Here is a 21,526-nt window from a genome sequence, read left to right on the forward strand (position 1 = left end):
TCACTATACTTTGTCAAAGTTTTTGCCTGTGTGGCTCACACCTTTGGCAAAGTTGATTATGATAATCAATTGCTTTTAGTTACATTGTAGGGGCGATTTGCAAATCGCCCTCACAAAACAAAACTTTTCGGACAGATTTCTATTTCACTATTATTACTGTAATTGCTATCGTTTTTTTAATCCTTTGGCTTGTGCCTTATCGGTGAGGGGGTACAAACTAATGGCATAACCCCCTCCTGCTACTGAGTGCAGGGTGAGCTTGCTCTTGTTGGTCACCAATACTTTTTGAATGGTATAGGCTTGCGGATTGGTTTGATAGTTGGCATCTTTGGCATCGGCATAGATAGTGGCTACATAAGTAGTTTTGGGCTCTAAGAAACTGAAATGAATCTTGGAAGTAAAATCCTTGCCGGCAGTATTGCCTATAAACCAATTGCGAGTGCCTTTGGCTTTGCGTGCCACAGTGATATAAGCCCCTGGTTCGGCTTCTAAATAGTGGCTTTCGCTCCAATTGAGGGCAACCTCTTTGATAAACTGAAAAGCATCGGAAAAACGGCGGTAGTTCTCTGGAAGGTCGGAAGCCATTTGCAGCGGACTGCTCATCGTTACGTACAATGCCAATTGGTTTGCCAAAGTGGCATTGCAGTGTGAATGGTTGTTGGGGTTGTTCTTGCTGATGTCCATTTCAAACACGCCAGGGGTATAGTCCATAGGTCCGCCAATGAGTCGGGTGAAGGGCAACACACACACGTGATTGGGCTTGCTACCGCCAAAGGCTTGGTACTCGCCTCCGCGCGCCGACTCGTTGCCTATGAGGTTAGGATAGGTACGACACAAACCCGTAGGGCGCACTGCCTCGTGCGCATTCAGCATAATGCGGTAGTCGGCGGCTTTTTTAATAGCATAAAGGTAGTGATTGTTCACCCACTGACTGTAATGGTTTTCGCCTCGCGGAATGATATTCCCTACATAACCGCTTTTTACGGCGGGGTATTCGTATTTGTTCATCAGCTGATAGGCTTTATCCATAAAACGCTCGTAGTTGCGGATAGACGAGGAGGTTTCGTGGTGCATAATCATCTTAATTCCCTTGCTTTTGGCGTATTGGTGAATAGCTTCGATATCAAAATCAGGGTAAGGCGTTTGGAAGTCGAATACCAAATCTTTGGAATGTCCAAACCAATCTTCCCACCCGATGTTCCAACCTTCTACCAGTACACCATCAAAACCATTTTCAGCGGCAAAGTCGATATATTTCTTCACGTTCTCGGTAGTAGCCCCGTGCTTGCCGTGGGGTTTGAGGGTGGTGTAATCGGTTTTACCGATATGCACACTGGGTACATCGTAAGTATACGACCATTCTTTCATACCGGTAATCATTTCCCACCATACTCCTACGTACTTCATTGGGTGAATCCAAGAGGTATCAGCCAAAGCACAAGGTTCGTTGAGGTTGAGGGTGATATCGGAAGCTAAAATATCGCGGGCATCATCGCTTACAATTACTGTACGCCAAGGTGTTTGGGCAGGGGTTTGCATATAACCTTTGGCGCCGTTAGCATCGGGGGTAATCCACGATTGGAACACAAAGGTCTTGTCGTTGAGGTTGAGGTGCATCGCCCCGTAGTTCACCAAAGTAGCTTCGTGCAGGTTGATGTACAAACCATCGTCAGTTTTGAGCATCAAAGCGGTTTGTACGCCCGTATCTGAAAAGCCTGTTTGTGCTAAATTTGCCTGACGCCCTTTTTGGTTGATAGCGCGTATTTCGGAGAGGCGTGATTGCTGATAGTCGTACTCTTGGGTATCATAATCCCCTGGTATCCACCACGCTTGGTGATCACCCGTCATTGCAAACTCGGTGCGTTCTTCTTTAATCACAAAGTAAGGCATTTGTTTTTGTTCGGGGAACTCATAGCGGAACCCTAAGCCGTCATCAAACAATCTAAAACGCAGGTTCATCTCTCGGTTGGTGTCCTTCTGTTTGAGGCTCACCAATAGCTCGTTGTAGTGGTTGCGAATGTTTTGGCTTTCGCCCCATACGGGTTGCCAAGTTTCATCAACGGTTGTATTTTGGGTATTCACCACTTCAAAGTTATGGTAGAGAGAGGTGTTTGCCCCCTCTTTTTTGGTGATTTCGGCGCCAAATTTCACTTCATTGGAGCTAAATAGTTCAATACCTAATCTACTCGGTTTAACTACTTCTTTTCCCTTGTAAAAAAGCGAATAGACAGGAGTGCCTTCCGCGTTGAGCGAAAAAGAGAGTTTCAGCGCTTTGTTAGGCGAAAATAACTCCTGTGCTACTGCTGTAGCACAGGAGAGGATAGTTATTGTTATGAAAGTAAGAAATCTCATAAATTAGCAAATTTATTAATTAGCAAATTAGCAAATTTTCTCATTTGCTAATCTGCTAATTTTTTCATTAATACTCTATCACCACCATATCCCAATAGCTGAGGGAGGGGAGGGTGAAGGTGATTTGGTTGTTGTTATAGGTAAATTCTACGGCACGAGGAGCACCGCCAAAGAGGTCGGGGGTAGCGAACCACACTTTTTTGGGTTGTGCAGTTACAGCAACGGTAGTTTTAAGGTCGGTTACTGTGGTAGGTTTCTTTTGAGTACCATTGATATCACGCCAGTCCATAGAGGTTACCCCGTTGAAATTGATGAGGTGCACTATATCCTTGCCGTTCACGGTTTTGGTGAGAGCCGCCACTTTATCCTTCGCAGCAGGCCAAGCCGCTATGGTTGCATTTTCGGCAGTTACTTGTACTGAGGTATAGCTACCGCCGTCGCGCAAGAGGTTTTGGTAAGCTACCAAGAAATCGTAGTAGGTGATGAGCGCTTTTTTGAGGTCGGCTTTCATTTGAAGGTTTTTGTTAGGGAAATACTCATTGGCGAGGTAGTGTTCGCCTATCTCTAAATGAGCCCCTCCGAAGGCAAAAATCACAGCATTGGTGAGCAATACACCAGGTTCGTTTACAAAACCTGCATTCTTAGATTTTTCGTAATCCATATAGGCAGCCAATACCGTTTTAAGTTGTTTATTGCTACGATTGTAGTTGTCGAGGATAATTTTTGCCAATTGGTCGTAGGTTTTTTCGTCCCATACTTCGGTATAAAGAAAATCCACTTTATTGGTACCTGCAATTTCGGTTTGACCGTATTGCCCTACCGCGTTCATCACAAGGCGTTTATCGGGGTGTGCGCTTTTCATCGCATTGATAAACGAAGCGTATTGAGGCAAGAGGTCTACACTATTGCCATTGTAATCGTACACCGTGCCACGTCCCCCGAGTTGGTCGATATGATAGCCATCGAAACCAAAAACGGCATAGACATCGCTGTTACGCCCTGCTAAGTAGTTTTGCCAGTGCGCATTGCCAGGGTTAGTGAGATAGATACTACTGCGGGCAAAGTCGCCTAACACGTGCGCATCTTTCTCTTTGTGCTGGTTGTCTTTGTAGAGAAACCACTCTTTAGACACACCATCGGCTTCCGCATTTTTGAGCGCCCCAAAAGCCAAATTGTAGAACATCGCTTTCATACCCTTGCTATGAGCAGCGCTGATATAGCCACGTACAGTAGAAAGAAAAGTGGGACGTTTGAAGAGGTCTGGCCACTCATTAGCAGGGTTTTGAGGAGTGCCAGCCAGCGGTTTGTGGTGGTCGTACATCCAGTCGTAGAACTGAATACCATTGATGTGACAGCGATTCATAAAGTCGATATTCTTCTCGATAGGCTCGTTTTTGCCGTAAGAGGACAAGAAGCCATAGCGGGGGAATTTTGTCCAATCGGAAGAGACATCCACAGCGATACTGCCGTAAGTATTTTGTTTACCGCCAGCTTCTTGGTAGATTTCCACCAAATAACCTCGATAGTCATCGGCAGGGGTTACCCATTGCCAAGAGGCGCTGGTAAGAGGTTCTTCTTTAATAACTTCTCCTAAGTAAGAGTAGCGTACTTTGTAGGAGCCAGAGGGCATACTCGCCAAGGAGAAGCGCACTGTGCTACCAGGGGTATAGACCGCCTTATCGGTGCTGATATCTATTTTCAAATAAGTTTCGCCATAAGTAATAGGGTTATTGCTCGGTGTGTCGTTCTTCTCGCAAGAGAAGAGGCTGAGCGTAGTGGCGAAGAATAAAGTATATAAAACTTTCATTTTCAATTAATAATTATTCCTCTCTCCCGTTCCCTCTCTCCCAAGGAGAGAGGGGCAATCCGCAGATGCGAACGGAAAGGAGGGTTGTTTAACACGTATAAAGATGTTTTGTTCTTGAACTCTCTTAAACTCCCTCCCCTTGGGGGAAGCCAGCGAGTGCACACAGCTGGGTATGTGGAGACTTTTCAACTTACTGCTTTTTGATTATCACCTTTTGGGTAAGTTGGTTGAGGGTGATTTTGTAGCTGCCTGCTTCAGTGATTTTCCACTTGTTATCGGGGTTAGAGCCGTGGGCGCTGAAAATCATCGGTTCTTCCACACCAGCGGGTGCTTTATCAGCTTTAGCAGCCAAGAACCAGTCGCCACCCCAATCGCTTTTCTTGTCGCAAGAGAATTTGAGTTCGCCCGCTTTCAAGTCGCCTTCCCACGTAAAGACATTAGGATTGCCACTATCGACAGTCATTGCGATAGGATTGTTGATATCCCAACCAGCATCGGTAGCGCTACCAATCATATACATTCCTGCATAAGGGGTGAAAGGCACAATGTCAATCTTCATTGTACGAGTGTTGAGCGTAATCTTGTAAGTACCTGCTGAAATTTTCCATTTGTTATCGGGGTCGCCTGCCCATTTCTTCACGGGGAGGTCGCTACCCTCAGCAGTATTATTTTCTTTCGGACGGAAAAATACTGCTGACCAATCACCTTCTTTAGTGCCTATTTTGAACTCACCTCCGTTGCCTAAATCGGCGTTGTAGTGGAACACAAATGGGTCGGTAGGGTCTACAGTCATTTTCTTGAAGCTCCAACCGGTAGGTTCACCTACGAACCACAACTCGGTATATTCAGGCGCTTCGCCTTTGGTGATGCTTATGGTGAGGTTGATGAGGTTCACTTTTACGGTATAGACACCACTTTCGGCAATCGCAAATTTCTCATCGCTTGTATCAGCATCGGTTTTGCGGAAGTGCAATTCGCTATTATTACTGCCTTTGCCATACGATGGTATAAACTGACCTTTGGTAGTGATGAACTTGATTTCGCCAGCGGACAATCGTCCTGACCACGCAAAGGCTTTAGGAGTACCCTCAACAGGTTTCATCTCTTCGGCTTGATCGGCACTCCAACCGTGAGGAGCAGCACTACCGATGATATACAACGTATTGCTGATAGGGGTATGTGTTTTGAAAACGACAGTCTTTACATTGGTATGTTGTTTCATTCCCTCGCCAGAGGCTACTTGGGCAATGATGCGTACTTCCATCGTAACTTCGGTGTCTGCCGCAACCTTGAAAGTATTGAGCAAGAGGTTGTTGAGTTCCTCGTTTTTATACACTCTCTCATAGGCTTCACGACCTACATTCTCGCTGATACCTCCCGCAAAGTTGTTGCCTTGCACATCCATTTGGAAAGTATAGGTGATAGCGGCATTAGTGCCGCGATTGGAAGCCGCCGTCCAAGTGAACATGATCGCTTCTTGTTCGGGGTTGGCAGCATCTAAGGCTACGTTTTCTTTAGGAGCCTTCAATTCAAAGGGTTTTCCCTCTTTGAAGAGTTCCATATAGTCCTCTTTTTTACAGCCCGTAAGGAGCAGTAAGAGGGTTAATATTAGATAGTATGGTTTCATATTAGTTTGTGTCCTCACCCCCTCCGTTCTCCCCCTCTCCGAAGGCGAGGGGGAGGGAAACCGCAAAAGCGACAAGGGTGAAATTGTTTTTATTTGTTAATTAAGTAATTTGTTTTAATTGCCCGTGCGGCTCGCACTTACCAACCTGGGTTTTGGGTAAGGTTAGGGTTGGCGTCGCGGTCTTTTTGAGGGACGGGCAAAAGCAGGTGTTTCTCGCGGGCGTTGGTTTTGCCTATGGAGTGCAAGAAATTGAGTGCATACTGACCGTTGTCCCAGCGAATCATATCAAACCAGCGATGCCCTTCAAAAGCGAGTTCTATACGGCGTTCGTGGCGTATTTTCTCACGCATTTGCGCTTGGGTGAGGTTCTCTATATCGGCGCGATGGGTAAGCCCAGCACGGGTGCGCACTTTGTACAAAGGCACTTCAGCTTCGGTGGTGCGACCCAATTCGTTGAGAGCTTCCGCTTTCATTAGGAGCACATCGGCAAAACGGAGCGCTACAAAGTTGGCAGGGTTGGTATTGAAGTCGGGAGACTGACTTAGTGGCACTAAAAACTTGCGCACGTTATACCCTGTGTTAGACATTGAAGCGCGGTACGCATTCCCTTCAAAATTAGGGCAACCCTCGTAGAGAATCGTCTTATCTTTGCGGAGGTCGCCAGCCTCGTATTGGTCTACAAACTCCTGTGTAGGCTGATTCCACCCATAAGCACCCCCTACCCAACCGCTGTTGCGGGGACCCATAAAAGTACTGAGCCAAGAGGCTTGGTTTTCTTCGCCCCAGAAATCATCTTTGGTAAGTCCGTAATACTGAATTTCAAAGATAGACTCGGCAGTGTTTTTGTTGTGTTCGGCAGCGCCAAAACAATCGGAATAATCAGGATTGAGGGTATAGCCGAGGTTTTCGACAGCATTGCACATTTCAAGAGCTTCGCTATATCTACTTAAAGTGAGGTATACTTTGGCGAGCATACCCGCAGCAGCCCCTTTGGTAGCGCGACCTTTATCGGCATTGCTATATTGCTCGCGTGTAGGCAATAGGTTGAAAGCTTCTCTGAGGTCGGGGATAATCACCTCGTTGTATATCTTCATTTTGCTTTGGCGGAAAGGCGTTTTGTTAGTCAAACTCTCTTTAGGGTCGAGCTGAAGAGGCACATCGCCAAAGAGTTGCACCAAAAGGAAATAGTAGTGCGCGCGGAGGAATTTGGCTTCACCGATACAGCGGTTTTTGATATCCTCAGGGATATTAGCAGAAAGCAAAGCTTTTAGAGCCGTATTGCAATAGAGAATACCAGGGTTACAACCGCGCCATATTTCGAGCGCCAAAGGGTTATCGGCAGTTGCGTTGAAGTTGGAAAGAGTGATGGTTTCGAGTCCGTCGTTACCACCTCCAGCGCCTACGATGCTATTACCTGCTACGATGTCGAGCGTCCAGAGGCGCATATTGTAGAGGTTAGAGCGTTGCAAGGGTTTATAAGCCGAATTGGTAAGGGCAATTGCCGATGCCGCATCGCTTATGTTTTCAGCACTTGAATCTTCATAAGGGGTCTTGTCCAAAAACTTAGAGCAAGCCGTGAAGAGCGGAAATGCCAATAGGGTGATGTATAATATCTTTTTCATAATATTAATTCCTCTCCCCCGTTCCCCTCTCCTTGGGAGAGGGGGCAAGCCACAAAGGCTGCATAGGGGTAATTTTTTTGTTTATAATTGTGTTATATTTTATTACCTGACACCTGACACCTAAAACTGCACGTTTAATCCAAAGCTAACTGTGCGGGTTACAGGGTAAGTACCGCCATCAACGCCACCAGTGCCTACTTCGGGATCCATACCGCTGTATTTGGTGAAAGTATAGAGATTTTGGCAAGACAGATATATGCGCAACATATCGGTATGGAATTTTTGAGTAACCTCTTTAGGAAGTGTATACCCCAAAGTTACGTTCTTGATACGCAAATACGAACCATCTTCTACAAAGCGGGTAGAGTGACGCGCATTTTGGTTGGGGTCGCCATAGATAGCACGCGGAATGCTATTGCTAGTGCCTTCGCCAGTCCAACGGTCTTTTACTTTGGCAATTTGGTTTTGTGGTACCGACATTCCCTCTTGCCATATACGGTTGGCATTGTAGATATCGTTGCCTGCTACGCCTTGTAAAAATATTTGTAAATCAATGTTTTTGTAGTTGAAATTGTTGTTCATAGAGAACGTCCATTCAGGGAACGGATTGCCGATATAAGTACGGTCTTCGGCATTGATGACCCCGTCGTTGTTGAGGTCGCGGAACTTCACATCACCAGGGGCGGTACCATTTTCGACTTGGGTAGCATAGTTGTCTACCTCGCTTTGGTTTTGGAAAAGTCCGTTCATTACATAGCCATAGAAAGCGTTTACAGGATGACCCTCGGAGAGGATTTGCAATTTGGTGAGGAACGCCTCGAAACCAGTGAACAAAGGCACACCATCGTTCATCTTCACGATTTTGTTGCGGTTGAACGATACGTTTACATCAGTATTCCATTGGAAATCTTTTTTATTCACATTCACTGATGATACTGTGAGTTCTACCCCTTTGTTTTCCACTTTACCGGCGTTGATGCTCGGTACTGCAATATCCGAATAGCCAGAGCTTACTGATACCGCCATTGGCACCAACATATCGCTGGTGTTTTTGATATAGGCATCGAAAGTGAGGTTCAAGCGGTTTTTGAGTAGCGCGAGGTCAATACCCCCGTTGAATTGCTCTACGGTTTCCCATTTCACATTAGGGTTAGGCATCACGTGAGGATAGAGGGTAGAAACTAAATTGTTGTTGAACACATATTGCCCTGTGCGCAATTTGGTGAAATAAGCATAGTTATCGATACCGCCTTGGTTACCAGTCATACCGTAACCCACGCGCAATTTCACATCGTTTACATAGTCGTTTTTAGGAAAGAAAGACTCGTTTGAAGCGCGCCACGCCAAAGAGAATGAAGGGAAAGTACCCCAGCGGTTTTCTTTGGAGAAACGCGAAGAACCATCGCGACGCACGGTAGCAGTGAGCAAGTACTTATCGGCATAGGTATAGTTGAGTCGCCCGATGAAGGAGAGGATAGCCCAATCGTTCATTGTGCCACCTACTGTAGGGTTTTCCAAGCCTTTGCTGAGTTGGTTTTGCTGGTCGCTCAAGAAGTTGCTCACACTCGCATTGATTTTGCTATACACGTTGTTTTGTGTACTGGTGCCCACCATCACATTGAGGAAGTGCTTTTGGGCAAAAGTATTGGTATAAGTGAGTGTGTTATCCCATAGGAGGGTAGTACTCTTATTAGCATCTTGGTAGAGATTAGAGAGCGGATTAGGTATTGGTTTCCAGTTGTACTTAGGAGAGAAACTGCGGTTGTCCCAATATTTAAAATCAAGACCTCCAGTAGTTTTGAATACCAAATGTTTCACAGGGGTAATTTCGGCAAAGATATTCCCCAAAATGTTATAGCCTTTGGTAGTGTTTTGTCCGTTGATAAGGGCAGTACCTATCACGTTGCGGATATCGCTGTACTGATGGGCAGGCGAATCAGGACCTGAGTAACTACCGTCTTCATTGTAAATAGGTTGTGTAGGCAAAGAAGCCATCGCCATACGGATGTTGTAGTCGCCCGATTTCTTTTCGTCGTGGCTGAGGGTGAGGTTGTTGCCAAACTTAATCCACGGTTTTACGCGCGACTCGCCGTTGAACTGCACTGTATAACGGCGGTAAGAAGTGTTGAGGATAATCCCATCTTGGTCGAACACACCTCCTGATACGTAGTAATTGCTCTTGTCGTTACCGCCTGAGTATGAAAGCGAATAGTTGCGCATAAAAGCAGGACGGAAGAGCGCTTTGAGCCAATTGGTGCCTTCACCCCAGTCCTCAGGATTGGCGAAATCAGGGCGTTGTGTAAGCGGACTTACCCCAGGGGTGCGGTTGTAGTTGGCAATCATTTCGTTGTGAAAAGAAGCAAACTCGCGGGCGTTGAGCATCACGGGTAAGTTGGTAGCTTGTTGAAGGGCTACATTGGTGCTGAACGACAGTTTTCCGTCGCCATTTTTTCCTTTTTTGGTAGTGATAAGCACCACCCCATTAGCACCACGAGAACCGTAAATGGCAGTTGCCGAAGCATCTTTTAGTACGTCGATATTTTCTATATCATCTACGTTGAGCGCGTTGATACCGAGGTCGGTAGGTACCCCATCGATAACCAGTAGCGGTTCGCTATTGTTAATTGTACTGATACCGCGAATGCGAAAAGACACATTGTCACCAGGTTTTCCCGCTGAGGTTACTTGCACCCCAGCAGCACGCCCTTGGAGCGCTTCCCCTGCGTTGGCAATAGGTTTCTCTTTGAGGGCTTTGTTAGACACCGAAGTAACCGCTCCCGTAAGGTCTTTCTTGCGGACAGTACCATAACCTACCACCACTACCTCGTCTAACTGCTCTTGTTCTTCTTTGAGCACGATAGTGAGTTGGTTTTGGTTGCCTACCGCTACATTTTGGGTGTGATACCCTATAAACGAAACCGATAGCGTGGCTTTAGCAGGTACATCTATCGTGAAATTCCCATCGAAATCGGTAGTAGTACCCTTGGTAGTGCCTTTCACCACTACTGATGCCCCCAGCACAGGCTGGTGTTTTTCATCGATTACCTTTCCGCTAATCTTTTTATTTTGAGCAGAAAGGGCGGTAGAAAGCAAGCTAAAAAGTAGTAGCAAGGCGAGCTTGCCAATACTGTTTAATAAAGTTCTTTGTTTTCCTTTCATTTTAGTTAAAAGTTAAGAGGTAAGAGTTTGTGCCTGACACCTGACACCTATCCCCTAATACCTGATTCTGGCGCAAAGATAAAACGTTAAAGATATACTAAAAACATTGGATAGTGAAAATATAGATAAGTAAAAATGTAGCTGTTTGATAAACAACAAAATAAAAAGAAAGTGGTAACGAAAAATATAGAAAGAATGTAAAAGTAATTAACAAAGAACATTTGACAAAGGATAATTTGTTATGTGTGTGTGGCGCATTAAAATAACAATTCTATGAGAAAACTTATTTTTTCGGCGCTCCTTGCCACAACTTTATTCATTTTACTAGGCAAAAGAGGGTGTCAAATATTATAACGTTACCAATTCTCAAAACTAAGTAGACTTGCCGTTTGTCTTTTCAGATAATAACACCAAGTTCTCCTACAGCACACAAAGCCAAAATAACTTAGTAATGCTATACTTTACAAAAATAAAATAACGATAATTAACCATTAAAATATTCTTTTCCTAATCCTGCTCAGCGCTTGGGGGGTAATGCCAATATAAGAAGCAATATATTTCAGCGGGATATTCTGGATAAGTTTAGGGTCTTTCTCTAATAGATTGCAGTAAATCTCTTCGGGTGATTGCAATAAAAACTGCGCTTCTCGTTGCATCTTTTCAATGAGCAGATGTTCCAAAATATCAGCTTTTATTTGTAGGTACTCTTGCTGCTCTATGAGGTGTTCAAGGTGTTCACGCCCTATTTTATAGGCAGTAACCTCTTTGAGTGCTTGAATAGAGAAGAGGGAAGGTTCACGCTTTACAAACGAGGCATACGACATAAAAAACTGCTCAGCAAAGAGAATATCCACCGTCGTTTCCTTGTCGGTTGTGGGGTTGTAATAAAAGAAGCGCACGATGCCCTCGCTGAGGTAATAGAGCGAGTGCTCCACATCGCCTGCACGGGTGATGAGGGCATCTTTATCGAAATGTACTTCGGTAAAATACTGACTGAGGAAATCGAGGTTTAGGGTCATTGTATATCTTCTGTTTTTTCTTCTTTTATAAACCACATTTGGCAGGTATTGCCCGTAGCAAAAGTAGTGGGTCGTGCAAAATGTAAGTTGTGTAGTTCTGTTTTAATGCCTTTTATCCAACCGCAGTCTACTTGGCATATAATTCTCTGCAAAAAAGTATGTTCAAGAGCTTTTAGTACTTCGTGAAACAAACACTTTTTAATTTGCAATACATAACCGTAATCATCGTCTATAAGGCGTTCAAAGCCAAAACTCTTGCCAAAATAATACGCTTCTCGTGCTTTTGATATCTCCACGATCGCCTTAAAAGGGTACTCCGAAGCTGTTAAGAAAGCCTCAGTATTCTGCTCCATAAAAGGAGCTATCGGCTCATTGATAGCAAGACACACACATTTGAAAGCCTCTTTTCCGTCCTTGCCTATCTTCACAAAAGCTTCATACAAAGCTACTACTAAAACCGCAAATTGCACATTCCCTTCGTCCAACTCATTCTTGATAAGATGAGATACTTTTTGTAATGAGTGCTTAAAATAATCTTCAAAAGTGTTTAAAAAGTCTTCAAACAACGCTTCATCTATCCATTGTTGGGCTTTTATATAAGCAAAAGCCTCTTTCTTTATCCACTGATAGCTGTCCAGCGGACTAAAACTGTATTGTTCTTCTTGGTTCATTTTACATTTGTTTTATAAATGCAAAATTACGCATAGCAATACACAAAAAAGTTGCTATTTGGCAACTTCCTCTCTTTACTTGTAAGATTTTAGCCTACTGATAGAATATTTAGTCATTCCGAGCATTGTGGCAAGGTCTTTTTGTTTCACTTTTTGTATAAAGGCAGGAAAGCTGAACAAGGCTTCATATCGCTCTTTAGCGGATTGTCTTTGGAAGAGTTCAATAGTTTCCATCAGCCGTAATATTGTTTGTTGCTCATTCTGTATGAAGAACTGTTGCCACTCATAGCTATTTTGTAGAAGTGAATGCATTTGTTGCTTATGTATTTTCAGTACTTCAGTCTCTTCAATAGCTGTAATAGCATAACGAGAAGGTAAACAATTTATATAACTATTTTGCTCTGTAAAAAAGTAATCTTCAAAAGCTATCCAGCTCGTGTATTCCTCTCCTTCATCGTAAAAGTATATTCTAAGAGCTCCCTTGTTTACAAAGTAATAATGCTCACACACTTGTCCGAAGTCTAACAGCAAGGCATTTTTAGCAACGCTCTCTTTTTGGAAAGCCTCTCTAAGCGTCTGTTCCTGTATTTTTAGCTCAGGAACTGTTTTTTGTATGTATGCAATTAGTTTTTCCAATTCTTCTCTAATTCAGCAATAATGTGTGAGGCAAAGGTACTACTATTTTTCTAAATACCAATCTTAGCTCTTACAAATGCTTCTTCCGAATAATCCGCAACCTCTCTATAACAAAACAAAAAAGGACTACCATTAAGGTAGTCCCTTCTCTATTTTTTACTAATTGCTAACGTGCTACAATTGTGTGTGCGACTCGTACCTCACACTAAAATTTGTAGTTTACTCCTAAGCCCAATACTTCACGAATTTGGAAAGCTTTAGCAGCGTCGTCGTCGTAGATAGCTTGGAAAGTAAAGTTAGCTGATAAGTACTTGTTGATAGTCATCACAATGTTTGCAGTATAATCCAAGTCTACGTTTTGTGGTTTGTCGAGATAGTTGCTATACAAGCTGAGGATATTCTCGAAAGATACATTGTCCATTACAGTAAACTTAGCATAACCGTTCAAGTAGAAACCGAGTTCATAACGAATGTTCTTTCCTTGTTCAACACCGTAGAAAGGACCTGTTTCTGTCCAACGGCTTTTAGCAGTCGTGATTTTAGAAGTTGCAGGAGCCAAGTTTACTTTTAGGTTATCGCTCTTCTTCCACAACATACCAGGACCAAATTGTAAGTATCCAGGTGAAAGCATTTGGTTTATGAGCGTACGACCTGTGCTCTCATATTTGTAACCATCGGTCATTTGTGTTTTGAAGTTCAAGAAGAATGAATAGTACCACTGTGGGTTGTTCAATTGGTAACCGAGTACTGAGTTCACCTCAAAACGGTCAGTGGTTTTTCTTGAATAGTCATCACCTTCAAGTTTAGTAATCCCGTAATCAACAAATACGTTGTTATCCCACGCCCATTTGTCTTTCTTGTAGTTAAAAGCATAGCTCACCGCAAGGCTTGCTGCTACGTTGTTAGTTCCCCCTCCTGTCCAATCGTGGTTGAAGGCGGCTTGCGAGAACATCAGTGAAGCGTTACCTCCCTTTGTCCATCGAGGAGCAGGAGCTTCCTCTGTTGGAGCTGCCGTAGGGTCTTGTGCTACACCGTCATTCGTTTGGTCTTCCTGAGCAAATACAGCTACTGAAGACAATAGTAAAGTTGAAAATAAAAGTCTTTTCATAAGTGATTTATTTATAATTTTTACAAAAATCCTAATTCAAGTTTCGCCACCTCACTCATCATATCCTGATTCCACGGCGGGTCAAAAGTGAGTTCTACAATCGTTTCGTGCACTTCGTCAATACTTTGTACCTTTTCCTTCACCTCCATTGGGAGAGACTCTGCCACGGGGCAGTTAGGCGAAGTGAGAGTCATTAATATTTTTACATCGAAGTCTTCGTTCACAAACACGTCATAAACAAGCCCCAATTCGTAAATATCTACGGGTATTTCAGGGTCGTATATTGTCTTGAGCACCTCAACGATTTTCTCGCCCAATTGCTCTATTTTTCTTTCTTCAGTCATTTAATTTTTCTTTTTAAAGAGATAAGTCTAACGCCTCAGAAATCTAATAAAAATATATCTGTTTGATTTGAATAGACTTGTTTAATTTCTACACCGCCAGGTGTATTCCTTCTTATCTATTCCCTAACACCTTAGCAGCATATCCCCTCATTTGCCCTATCATACTCACCAACCCATTCGCACGAGTAGGTGATAGATGGTCTTTCAGTCCTATTTTATCAATAAAACTCATATCCGCTTTTAGGATATCCTCAGCCGTTTGTTCAGAGAACACTTTCACTAATAAAGCAACAATCCCTTTGGTGATAATCGCATCGCTATCGGCGGTAAAGATAAGCTTGCCATCTTGCTCTTCGGCGTGTAACCACACCTGACTCTGACAGCCTTTAATGAGGTACTCCTCCGTCTTGTACTTTTCGTCAATAAGTGGTAACGACTTGCCTAATTCTATCAGATATTCGTAACGTTGCGTCCAATCATCAAACAGCGAAAAGTCTTCAATAAGCTCATTCTGAATCTGTTGAATAGTCATTTATGTTACTTTTAGGGCGCAAAGATATAAAACAAATAATAACTGACAACTAATAGCAAATATTTTAACGCTCTTTTAACGCTCCATACAGCCTCTTGTCACGTCACTACATTCCCCCTCATTGAGGAAGTCCGCGAGAGCGGAGTATGTGGATAGGGAGAGGTTATCCCCTATTGCCTATTGCCTAAGCCCTCACACTTCCCCATTTACTAATTTTCTAATTTGCTAATTCCCTAATTATCCCTTCTCCTTTCCGTCGTACTCCCCCTAGTGCCTATGGCCTAAGGCCTAGTGCCTCTTCCTCTTTCTTTCGCCTCGAAACCCCGTTTTTGGCATTTTTGGCATTGTTGTATTATATTATGAATCAATTATTTATATACCCTTTCTATACCAATCGTCCAAGATTCGTATAAGCTTCCTATAAGCTCTCTATAAGCTACCCCCACCCTCCTTACACCCTTTTTTCACCAAAAAACCTCCCTCCTCTCTTCCGAACTCCTCCGATATCTTCCGAATCCTCCTAACAGTCCCAACTATCGCTTTTTCATCTCAAACTTTGCCCAAGTTTCAAACTTGGGCAAAGTTGAATAAACTAACAATCCCTCTGCTGGTTTACAAGGCGTAGCCTTGATTTTGTTTAAAATTTGTTTAATTTCTGAGGCACAGCCTCATTCCTCTAGCTCGCATCCCATTTTCTCATTCCCTAATTTGCTAATTTCCCCGCTTGTCGTGCTACAACCTCGCACCGTCACTACACTCCCCCTTTGAAGGTAGCCAGCGACAGCTGGGTATGTGCCCCACGATAGCGGAGTTTGTGACAAGAGAATGTTTCTTTTCAACCAAGTAACCCTATTTGTGGCTTGTCCCCCTTCGGGGGCTCATAAGTGAGTCGGAAATCTATAACTGAGTAAAGAATTATATTTATAATTAATTTGTTTAACTCTTGATAGGTACTTTAACAAAAAAAGACTGCTTTTTACAGCAGTCTTTTCTTTTAAGTATAATGTTCTTTTAAAACTTATATCCTACACCTATTTGGATTACACGGTTTTTAAATTCTACAGAAGGACGGAAGGAAGAAACTCTTCCTTGATTGTCTAATTCTGTTTTACTTTCGTTAGATAAGTTAGTAAGTCCTAAATTGAAAGTAGCGTCGAAGAATAAGCCAAAAGGCAAGTTGTATTCAGCACCCAAACCTAAACCAAAGTCAAACCTTTTCTTAGGCGGAAGTGATTGAGTCTCTTCTTTTTGGTTATCTCCTTCTCCTTTTATCTCTATTTTAGTTAAGTAACCTAAGTTTACCCCTACTTTAGGGCGAAAACCAGCAATATCATACTTCACCCAAAGAGGAATATTAAGCTGTTGCGTATTCCATTTCCCCTTTTGAATATCTTCCTTTTGAATGTCAATCTTACCATTGTTATCTATGGTAGTAGCTTCAAGTGATTTCAATTTAGCTCCTTGAAAAGAATAGTCTATACCTCCTTCTACAAATAAATGGTCGTTAAAGCCGTATTCTACAAAACCTCCAAAATGAAAGCCTGTCTTAAAGCCTGTTTTATATTCAATGGCTGCTATCCCTTCAGAATCGGTAAAAGTAGTTTTAATATTAGAAACTGTAGGAAAAAGTAATCCTGCTTTAGCTCCTACTTTAAACTCTTGGGCGTTAACCGCTGTAATAGTAGCAAACGCCACTGCAATAGTGGTAATAATTCTGTACATTTTTTTTCTTTTATAAATTAATTTAGAGCAAAAGTACGAATTTACCCCCCCCATATGTTAAAATAATGTTAAAGTTTTTGTTAAATATAATACAACCCCTGATTTTCAATCTCTTTACCACAACCGTTATCAAAGCTTCTGCCTGAAATTAAACCCTCAAACTCGTCCCACAAGTTCCACTTGTTCAATACTCTTGTCCTACCTGTCTCACTAATCCTACAGCTCAAAGAACTATTTTCTCCACTTACCCATTTTCTAATTCTCTCATTTTCTCATTCTCTCATTTCCTAATTTACTAATTTCCCCGCTTGTCGCTTTTCCGTCACTACATTCCCCCTTTGAAGGTAGCCAACGAGGACTCACAGCTGGATATGTAACAAGAGAATGTTTCTTTTCAAAGTGTAGGACGAAAATTCGCAAACCAATTTTCATAAGCTATAATAAAAAAACACTTTGCCAAAAAGTATCGTAGCAGTACGTGCGGTTAGAGACTTTGACAAAGTGTAGTATGACGCTAACTATGAGTGTTACAACTCCATAATTACTCTGTTGAGAGCTCCGATGGTCTTATCTAAATCTTCGTAAGTAAGGGCGTCGTTGAGGAAATAACTTTCAAAAGCACTTGGAGGTAAGTAAATACCTTCGCGTAGCATTCCGTGAAAATACTTGCGGAAACGTGCTGTATTGCTCTTAGCTGAGCTGGCGAAATCGGTTACGGGTTCTTCGGCAAAGAAGAGGGTAAACATCGACCCAAAGCTATTGATTTGGTAAGGGAACCCTGCGCGTTTCAGTACGTTCTCAAAGCCTTCGTGCAAGTAAGCTGTTTTTTTCGCTAAACTGTCGAACACCTCAGGTTGTTCATTCAGCGCTGTGAGCATTGCCAATCCAGCACTCATCGCCAAAGGATTTCCGCTAAGAGTCCCTGCTTGATACACGGGACCTTCGGGAGCTAAATAGCTCATAATTTCTTTATTAGCAGCAAAAGCCCCTACTGGGAGTCCGCCACCAATCACTTTTCCGAAGGTAACGATATCGGCTTTGATACCAAAGACCTCTTGCGCTCCGCCTTTTGCCAAACGGAAGCCGGTCATCACTTCATCGAATATCAAAAGCGCTCCGTTTTCGGTACAGAGTTGTCTCAATCCTTCCAAGAAACCTTCGGCAGGAGGCACACAGCCCATATTTCCTGCTACGGGTTCGATAATTACGCAAGCGATTTGCTGTGGATTGGCTTCAAAGAGGGTTTTTACGGAGGCTAAATCGTTGTAGTTTGCTAAAAGCGTATCTTTAGCCGTGCCTTGAGTCACGCCAGGACTATTGGGACTACCAAAAGTTGCGCCACCACTACCAGCCTCAATGAGAAAAGCATCGGAATGTCCGTGGTAACAACCGGCAAACTTGATAATCTTCTCACGACCGGTATAGCCACGAGCCAAGCGTATAGCGCTCATACAAGCTTCAGTTCCGCTATTCACAAAGCGGATTTTATCGATATGAGGCACCATTGAGACCGCTAATTCGGCGATTTGGACTTCGACTTCGGTAGGAATACCGAAAGAAGTACCTTTCTTGGCGCGCTCGGTTACTGCCTCAATTACCGGAGGGTAGGCGTGTCCTAAAATGAGAGGTCCCCAAGAGGCGATATAATCGATGTACTTACGGTTGTCCTCATCGGTGAGGTAAGCGCCTTGGGCTTCTTTGATGAAAATAGGGTGTCCCCCTACGGCATTGAAAGCGCGTACGGGAGAATTGACTCCGCCAGGGAGTACTTGTTGTGCGGCTGCGAATAGTTCGCTACTTCTTTTGTAAAGCATATCTTTTTAGGTAAGGGGTAAGAGATAAGAGGCAACAGATAACACTTTTACTTCTTATCTCTTACTTAAGTTGAATGTCAAATTGAGTAAGGTCACGGAATTGTTGTAAACGGGTGAGACGCTCGTCTTGGGTAAGGGTAAGCAGGCGCTCAACTCCAAATTTCTCGATGCAAAACGAGGCGATGTTCGAGCCGTGAACAATAGCATTTTTTAGATTGCTGAACGAATAGTCGCGGGTTTTGGTGAGATAGCCTACGAGTCCGCCAGCAAAAGCATCTCCGGCACCTGTGGGGTCGAATACTTCGGCTAAGGGGAGTGCTGGCGCAAAGAACACTTTGTCGTCGTGGAATAATAGCGCCCCGTGTTCGCCTTTTTTAATCACCACGAACTTCACTCCCATTGCCATAATGCGCTGGGCGGCTTTCACGAGTGAATACTCTTTGGTAAGTTGGCGAGCTTCTTCATCGTTGATTGTAATCATATCTACGCGGGCGACTACCTCCATTAGCAAGTCCCAAGTGTGGTTCATCCAGTAGTTCATTGTGTCCATCACCACTAATTTGGGGCGTGATAGCATCTGGTCGAGTACGTCCATTTGCAGAGTAGGGTGGAGGTTGCCGAGTAAGAGCACTTCGGCATTGCGGAAGGCTTCGGGTACTACGGGCTTAAAATTGGCAAGCACGTTCAGTTGGGTGTCGAGGGTGTCGCGTTGGTTCATATCGTTACGATACTTGCCACTCCAAAAGAGCGTTTTTCCTCCGTGCACTATCTCAATGCCCGATATGTCGATATGACGCTGAGTGAGGAGGTTTAAGTAGTCTTGTGGATAGTCGTCGCCTACGATAGAGACGACAGCCGAGGGGACTTCGAACTGAGCGGCAGCAAGGGCTATATAGTTAGCCGAGCCCCCCATAATAGCGTTGCTTTTTCCGAAAGGAGTTTCTATTTGGTCGAAAGCGATACTTCCGAGAATGAGTAGTTTATTCATTTAAAATAGGTAAAACCAGTAAACACTGGATCTGTGAGTAATAGATTTCGGGGGCAAAGGTAGTGAAAAAAGTGGATAGAGAGAAGGGAAAGGCGAAAAAAGTTGAGAAAGAGTGTAGGTGGGCAGTGTTTTAAACAAAAGATGAGGGGAGGAAGAGGAACTATTTTTGGTTATCTCATCAAGATGTTATACTTTTGCAGAAGAAGAATTTTTATTTTTATTTTCTATGCAGAAGAATTATTTGATACTCGCTCATAAGAATCCACAGCAACTCGCTCGAATGATAAAGACTTTAGATGATGGTAATTCTAAGTTTTTTATTCACTTAGATGCTAAAACTCCTATAGAGCCTTTTACAGCACAGTTACAAGATGAACATATTATATTTATACCTGAAAGAGTGCGTTGTATATGGGGGGATTTTTCGATTGTGCTTGCTACTATTCACTTGATGGAAGCTGCTGCCAAAGCGCAGAGCAAAGGTTTTTTTATACTACTTAGCGGACAAGATTACCCCATTAAACCTATTGCTCAGTTAGATGCTTTTTTAGAGGAAAACGCTCATTGTGATTTTATAGATTATCTTCCCTTAGAGCAGAAGTGGAAGCCCAAAATGGTAAAGGATAAGTTAGCTCATTATCACATTCTACACTCCGAGACAAGAGGCGATAGCAATTGTTATGCTCCTTTCTCACATAGTTCTTTATTTCAAAAAGGCAGGACACTATGGCATTTGCTCAAAGGTAGGCTTTCCTTACAAAACTTTAAAAAATTATGCCAGCTCCCTCAGCGAGAAGCCCCTTTTGCTCAACAGTATGCCGGTAGTCAGTTTTGGGTATTTTCTGAAAATACTTTCTACGATGTACTCTCTTATATACAGAAACATCGCAAAGAATTGGAATTGTATTACCAATACACCTCTTCTCCAGACGAAGTGTATTTTCATTCAATATTGTTGAATTTGAAGGAAGAGGGTAGAAAGATTATTCTTAAAAATCAGCTTACTTATGTAAATTACTTTAGGAAAAACAATGTTTTCCTAACAGAGGATTTCGAGAAGCTCACCTCTGCTAAAGAGCAGTTTTTTGCACGGAAGTTTGATATGGAGATAGATGCTATTATTTTAGATAGATTAGATAAACTAGAAATCAACAAATAACTTTTACCTTTGTTTATGCAGAAAAATTACTTGATACTTGCCCATAGAAATCCTGAACAACTTTGCCGAATGATAAAGGCTTTAGACGATGGTAATTCTAAGTTTTTTATTCACTTAGACGCTAAAACTTCTATAGAATCTTTTGCAGCACAATTACAAGGCGAACATATCGTATTTATACCTCGAAGAGAGCGTTGTGTATGGGGAGGTTTTTCTATAGTTATTGCTACTATTTATTTGATGGAAGCAGCAGCACAAGCAAATAGTAAAGGTTTTTTTATATTGATGAGCGGGCAGGATTACCCCATTAAACCTATCACGGAATTAGATGCTTTTTTGCAAGAAAATAAGGAATATGATTTTGTGAGTTTTTTGCCTTTGGAAGCTTGGGGAAATTGGAGTATGAAAAGGGTAAGAGATAAATTAAAACATTACCAAATATTGCACTCAGAAAAGAGAGGCAATAGTGATTGTTACCCTCCATTTTTCCGCAGTTCAATTGGACAAAAGATTACTATTCTATGGCATTTACTCAAAAGGAGAATTTCAAAGAAAAATTTTAAGATTATTTATAGAGCTCAAGAAAGAAAAGCTCCTTTTATCCAACAATATGCAGGTAGCCAATGGTGGGCTTTTTGTGAAAAAACTTTTTATACTTTACTAACTTATATTCAAGAAAACCGACAGATATTAGATGACTATTTTCAATATACCTCTTGCCCCGATGAGATTTATTTTCAGTCTATTCTTGTAAACTTACAAACAACCCATAAAGATATAAAAATAAAACCCTCACTTACTTATGTAAATTGGGAAAGAGAAGGTGTTGAATTACCTGTGCTTTTTAAGGAAGATGATTTTGAGGAACTTACCTCTCAAAAAGAAAAGTTTTTTGCACGGAAGTTTGATACCAGGGTGGATACAACTATTTTAGACAAGTTAGATAATTTACAAATCAAATAACTT

The 21,526-nt window shown here is 42.7% G+C and carries 16 protein-coding genes; 2 read left to right on the forward strand and 14 right to left on the reverse strand.

The window, feature by feature from the left end:
• Positions 1–165 precede the first annotated feature (165 nt).
• The 14 genes from AM608_RS07865 to AM608_RS07930 form a co-directional block, all read right to left on the reverse strand.
• Positions 166–2,352: a glycoside hydrolase family 97 protein gene (locus AM608_RS07865; protein WP_053581346.1), complete on the reverse strand. Its 2,187-nt coding sequence runs from the start codon at positions 2,350–2,352 to the stop codon at positions 166–168.
• 67 nt (positions 2,353–2,419) lie between these two features.
• On the reverse strand, positions 2,420–4,159 hold the full coding sequence (locus tag AM608_RS07870; protein ID WP_053581347.1) for a glycoside hydrolase family 66 protein: 1,740 nt from the start codon (positions 4,157–4,159) through the stop codon (positions 2,420–2,422).
• Positions 4,160–4,349: 190 nt separating this feature from the next.
• A complete protein-coding gene (locus tag AM608_RS07875) occupies positions 4,350–5,786 on the reverse strand; it encodes a SusF/SusE family outer membrane protein (protein ID WP_053581854.1) in 1,437 nt (478 codons plus the stop codon).
• Positions 5,787–5,923: 137 nt separating this feature from the next.
• The gene (locus AM608_RS07880) at positions 5,924–7,408 is read right to left on the reverse strand and encodes a RagB/SusD family nutrient uptake outer membrane protein (protein WP_053581348.1); all 1,485 of its coding nucleotides are present in this window, start codon (positions 7,406–7,408) and stop codon (positions 5,924–5,926) included.
• Between the two features lie 120 nt (positions 7,409–7,528).
• Entirely contained in the window at positions 7,529–10,567 is a 3,039-nt protein-coding gene (locus AM608_RS07885; protein ID WP_053581349.1) for a TonB-dependent receptor, read from the reverse strand.
• A gap of 491 nt (positions 10,568–11,058) precedes the next feature.
• Complete coding sequence (locus AM608_RS07890; RefSeq protein ID WP_015782158.1) at positions 11,059–11,586, reverse strand: Crp/Fnr family transcriptional regulator; 528 nt, start codon at positions 11,584–11,586, stop codon at positions 11,059–11,061.
• Positions 11,583–12,257 carry an L-2-amino-thiazoline-4-carboxylic acid hydrolase gene (locus tag AM608_RS07895; RefSeq protein WP_053581350.1) on the reverse strand — a complete coding sequence of 225 codons (675 nt, stop codon included), beginning with the start codon at positions 12,255–12,257 and terminating at the stop codon, positions 11,583–11,585. The genes AM608_RS07890 and AM608_RS07895 overlap by 4 nt, the downstream gene beginning before the upstream one ends.
• A 75-nt stretch (positions 12,258–12,332) precedes the next feature.
• Positions 12,333–12,893 carry a Crp/Fnr family transcriptional regulator gene (locus tag AM608_RS07900; protein WP_053581351.1) on the reverse strand — a complete coding sequence of 187 codons (561 nt, stop codon included), beginning with the start codon at positions 12,891–12,893 and terminating at the stop codon, positions 12,333–12,335.
• Positions 12,894–13,098: 205 nt separating this feature from the next.
• The gene (locus tag AM608_RS07905; protein ID WP_002674497.1) at positions 13,099–14,001 is read right to left on the reverse strand and encodes a DUF3078 domain-containing protein; all 903 of its coding nucleotides are present in this window, start codon (positions 13,999–14,001) and stop codon (positions 13,099–13,101) included.
• A gap of 20 nt (positions 14,002–14,021) precedes the next feature.
• The gene (locus AM608_RS07910) at positions 14,022–14,345 is read right to left on the reverse strand and encodes an iron-sulfur cluster assembly protein (protein ID WP_002674499.1); all 324 of its coding nucleotides are present in this window, start codon (positions 14,343–14,345) and stop codon (positions 14,022–14,024) included.
• A 112-nt stretch (positions 14,346–14,457) separates the two neighbouring features.
• Positions 14,458–14,877 (reverse strand): SufE family protein, encoded by a 420-nt coding sequence (locus AM608_RS07915; RefSeq protein ID WP_053581352.1) that lies wholly within the window; start codon positions 14,875–14,877, stop codon positions 14,458–14,460.
• Between the two features lie 1,011 nt (positions 14,878–15,888).
• On the reverse strand, positions 15,889–16,599 hold the full coding sequence (locus tag AM608_RS07920; RefSeq protein ID WP_053581353.1) for a porin family protein: 711 nt from the start codon (positions 16,597–16,599) through the stop codon (positions 15,889–15,891).
• A 527-nt stretch (positions 16,600–17,126) separates the two neighbouring features.
• A complete protein-coding gene (gene hemL, locus AM608_RS07925) occupies positions 17,127–18,413 on the reverse strand; it encodes a glutamate-1-semialdehyde 2,1-aminomutase (protein WP_053581354.1) in 1,287 nt (428 codons plus the stop codon).
• Between the two features lie 61 nt (positions 18,414–18,474).
• Positions 18,475–19,401 carry a PfkB family carbohydrate kinase gene (locus AM608_RS07930; protein ID WP_053581355.1) on the reverse strand — a complete coding sequence of 309 codons (927 nt, stop codon included), beginning with the start codon at positions 19,399–19,401 and terminating at the stop codon, positions 18,475–18,477.
• Between the two features lie 226 nt (positions 19,402–19,627).
• On the opposite strand from AM608_RS07930, the gene AM608_RS07935 reads away from it, so the two are divergent.
• Both AM608_RS07935 and AM608_RS07940 read left to right on the forward strand, forming a co-directional pair.
• The gene (locus AM608_RS07935) at positions 19,628–20,560 is read left to right on the forward strand and encodes a beta-1,6-N-acetylglucosaminyltransferase (RefSeq protein WP_053581356.1); all 933 of its coding nucleotides are present in this window, start codon (positions 19,628–19,630) and stop codon (positions 20,558–20,560) included.
• A 69-nt stretch (positions 20,561–20,629) separates the two neighbouring features.
• Positions 20,630–21,523 carry a beta-1,6-N-acetylglucosaminyltransferase gene (locus AM608_RS07940; protein ID WP_253273533.1) on the forward strand — a complete coding sequence of 298 codons (894 nt, stop codon included), beginning with the start codon at positions 20,630–20,632 and terminating at the stop codon, positions 21,521–21,523.
• The last annotated feature ends 3 nt before the right edge of the window (positions 21,524–21,526 follow it).

Source organism: Capnocytophaga sp. oral taxon 323 (assembly GCF_001278825.1).
In the GTDB taxonomy this organism is placed as follows: Bacteria; Bacteroidota; Bacteroidia; order Flavobacteriales; family Flavobacteriaceae; genus Capnocytophaga; species Capnocytophaga ochracea.

Bases quoted from the DNA above. Each gene is read 5' to 3' on its own strand.
- AM608_RS07865 (WP_053581346.1), bottom strand. From the start codon at position 2,352: ATGAGATTTCTTACTTTCATAACAATAACTATCCTCTCCTGTGCTACA.
- AM608_RS07870 (WP_053581347.1), bottom strand. From the start codon at position 4,159: ATGAAAGTTTTATATACTTTATTCTTCGCCACTACGCTCAGCCTCTTC.
- AM608_RS07875 (WP_053581854.1), bottom strand. From the start codon at position 5,786: ATGAAACCATACTATCTAATATTAACCCTCTTACTGCTCCTTACGGGC.
- AM608_RS07880 (WP_053581348.1), bottom strand. From the start codon at position 7,408: ATGAAAAAGATATTATACATCACCCTATTGGCATTTCCGCTCTTCACG.
- AM608_RS07885 (WP_053581349.1), bottom strand. From the start codon at position 10,567: ATGAAAGGAAAACAAAGAACTTTATTAAACAGTATTGGCAAGCTCGCC.
- AM608_RS07890 (WP_015782158.1), bottom strand. From the start codon at position 11,586: ATGACCCTAAACCTCGATTTCCTCAGTCAGTATTTTACCGAAGTACAT.
- AM608_RS07895 (WP_053581350.1), bottom strand. From the start codon at position 12,257: ATGAACCAAGAAGAACAATACAGTTTTAGTCCGCTGGACAGCTATCAG.
- AM608_RS07905 (WP_002674497.1), bottom strand. From the start codon at position 14,001: ATGAAAAGACTTTTATTTTCAACTTTACTATTGTCTTCAGTAGCTGTA.
- AM608_RS07910 (WP_002674499.1), bottom strand. From the start codon at position 14,345: ATGACTGAAGAAAGAAAAATAGAGCAATTGGGCGAGAAAATCGTTGAG.
- AM608_RS07915 (WP_053581352.1), bottom strand. From the start codon at position 14,877: ATGACTATTCAACAGATTCAGAATGAGCTTATTGAAGACTTTTCGCTG.
- AM608_RS07920 (WP_053581353.1), bottom strand. From the start codon at position 16,599: ATGTACAGAATTATTACCACTATTGCAGTGGCGTTTGCTACTATTACA.
- hemL (WP_053581354.1), bottom strand. From the start codon at position 18,413: ATGCTTTACAAAAGAAGTAGCGAACTATTCGCAGCCGCACAACAAGTA.
- AM608_RS07930 (WP_053581355.1), bottom strand. From the start codon at position 19,401: ATGAATAAACTACTCATTCTCGGAAGTATCGCTTTCGACCAAATAGAA.
- AM608_RS07935 (WP_053581356.1), top strand. From the start codon at position 19,628: ATGCAGAAGAATTATTTGATACTCGCTCATAAGAATCCACAGCAACTC.
- AM608_RS07940 (WP_253273533.1), top strand. From the start codon at position 20,630: ATGATAAAGGCTTTAGACGATGGTAATTCTAAGTTTTTTATTCACTTA.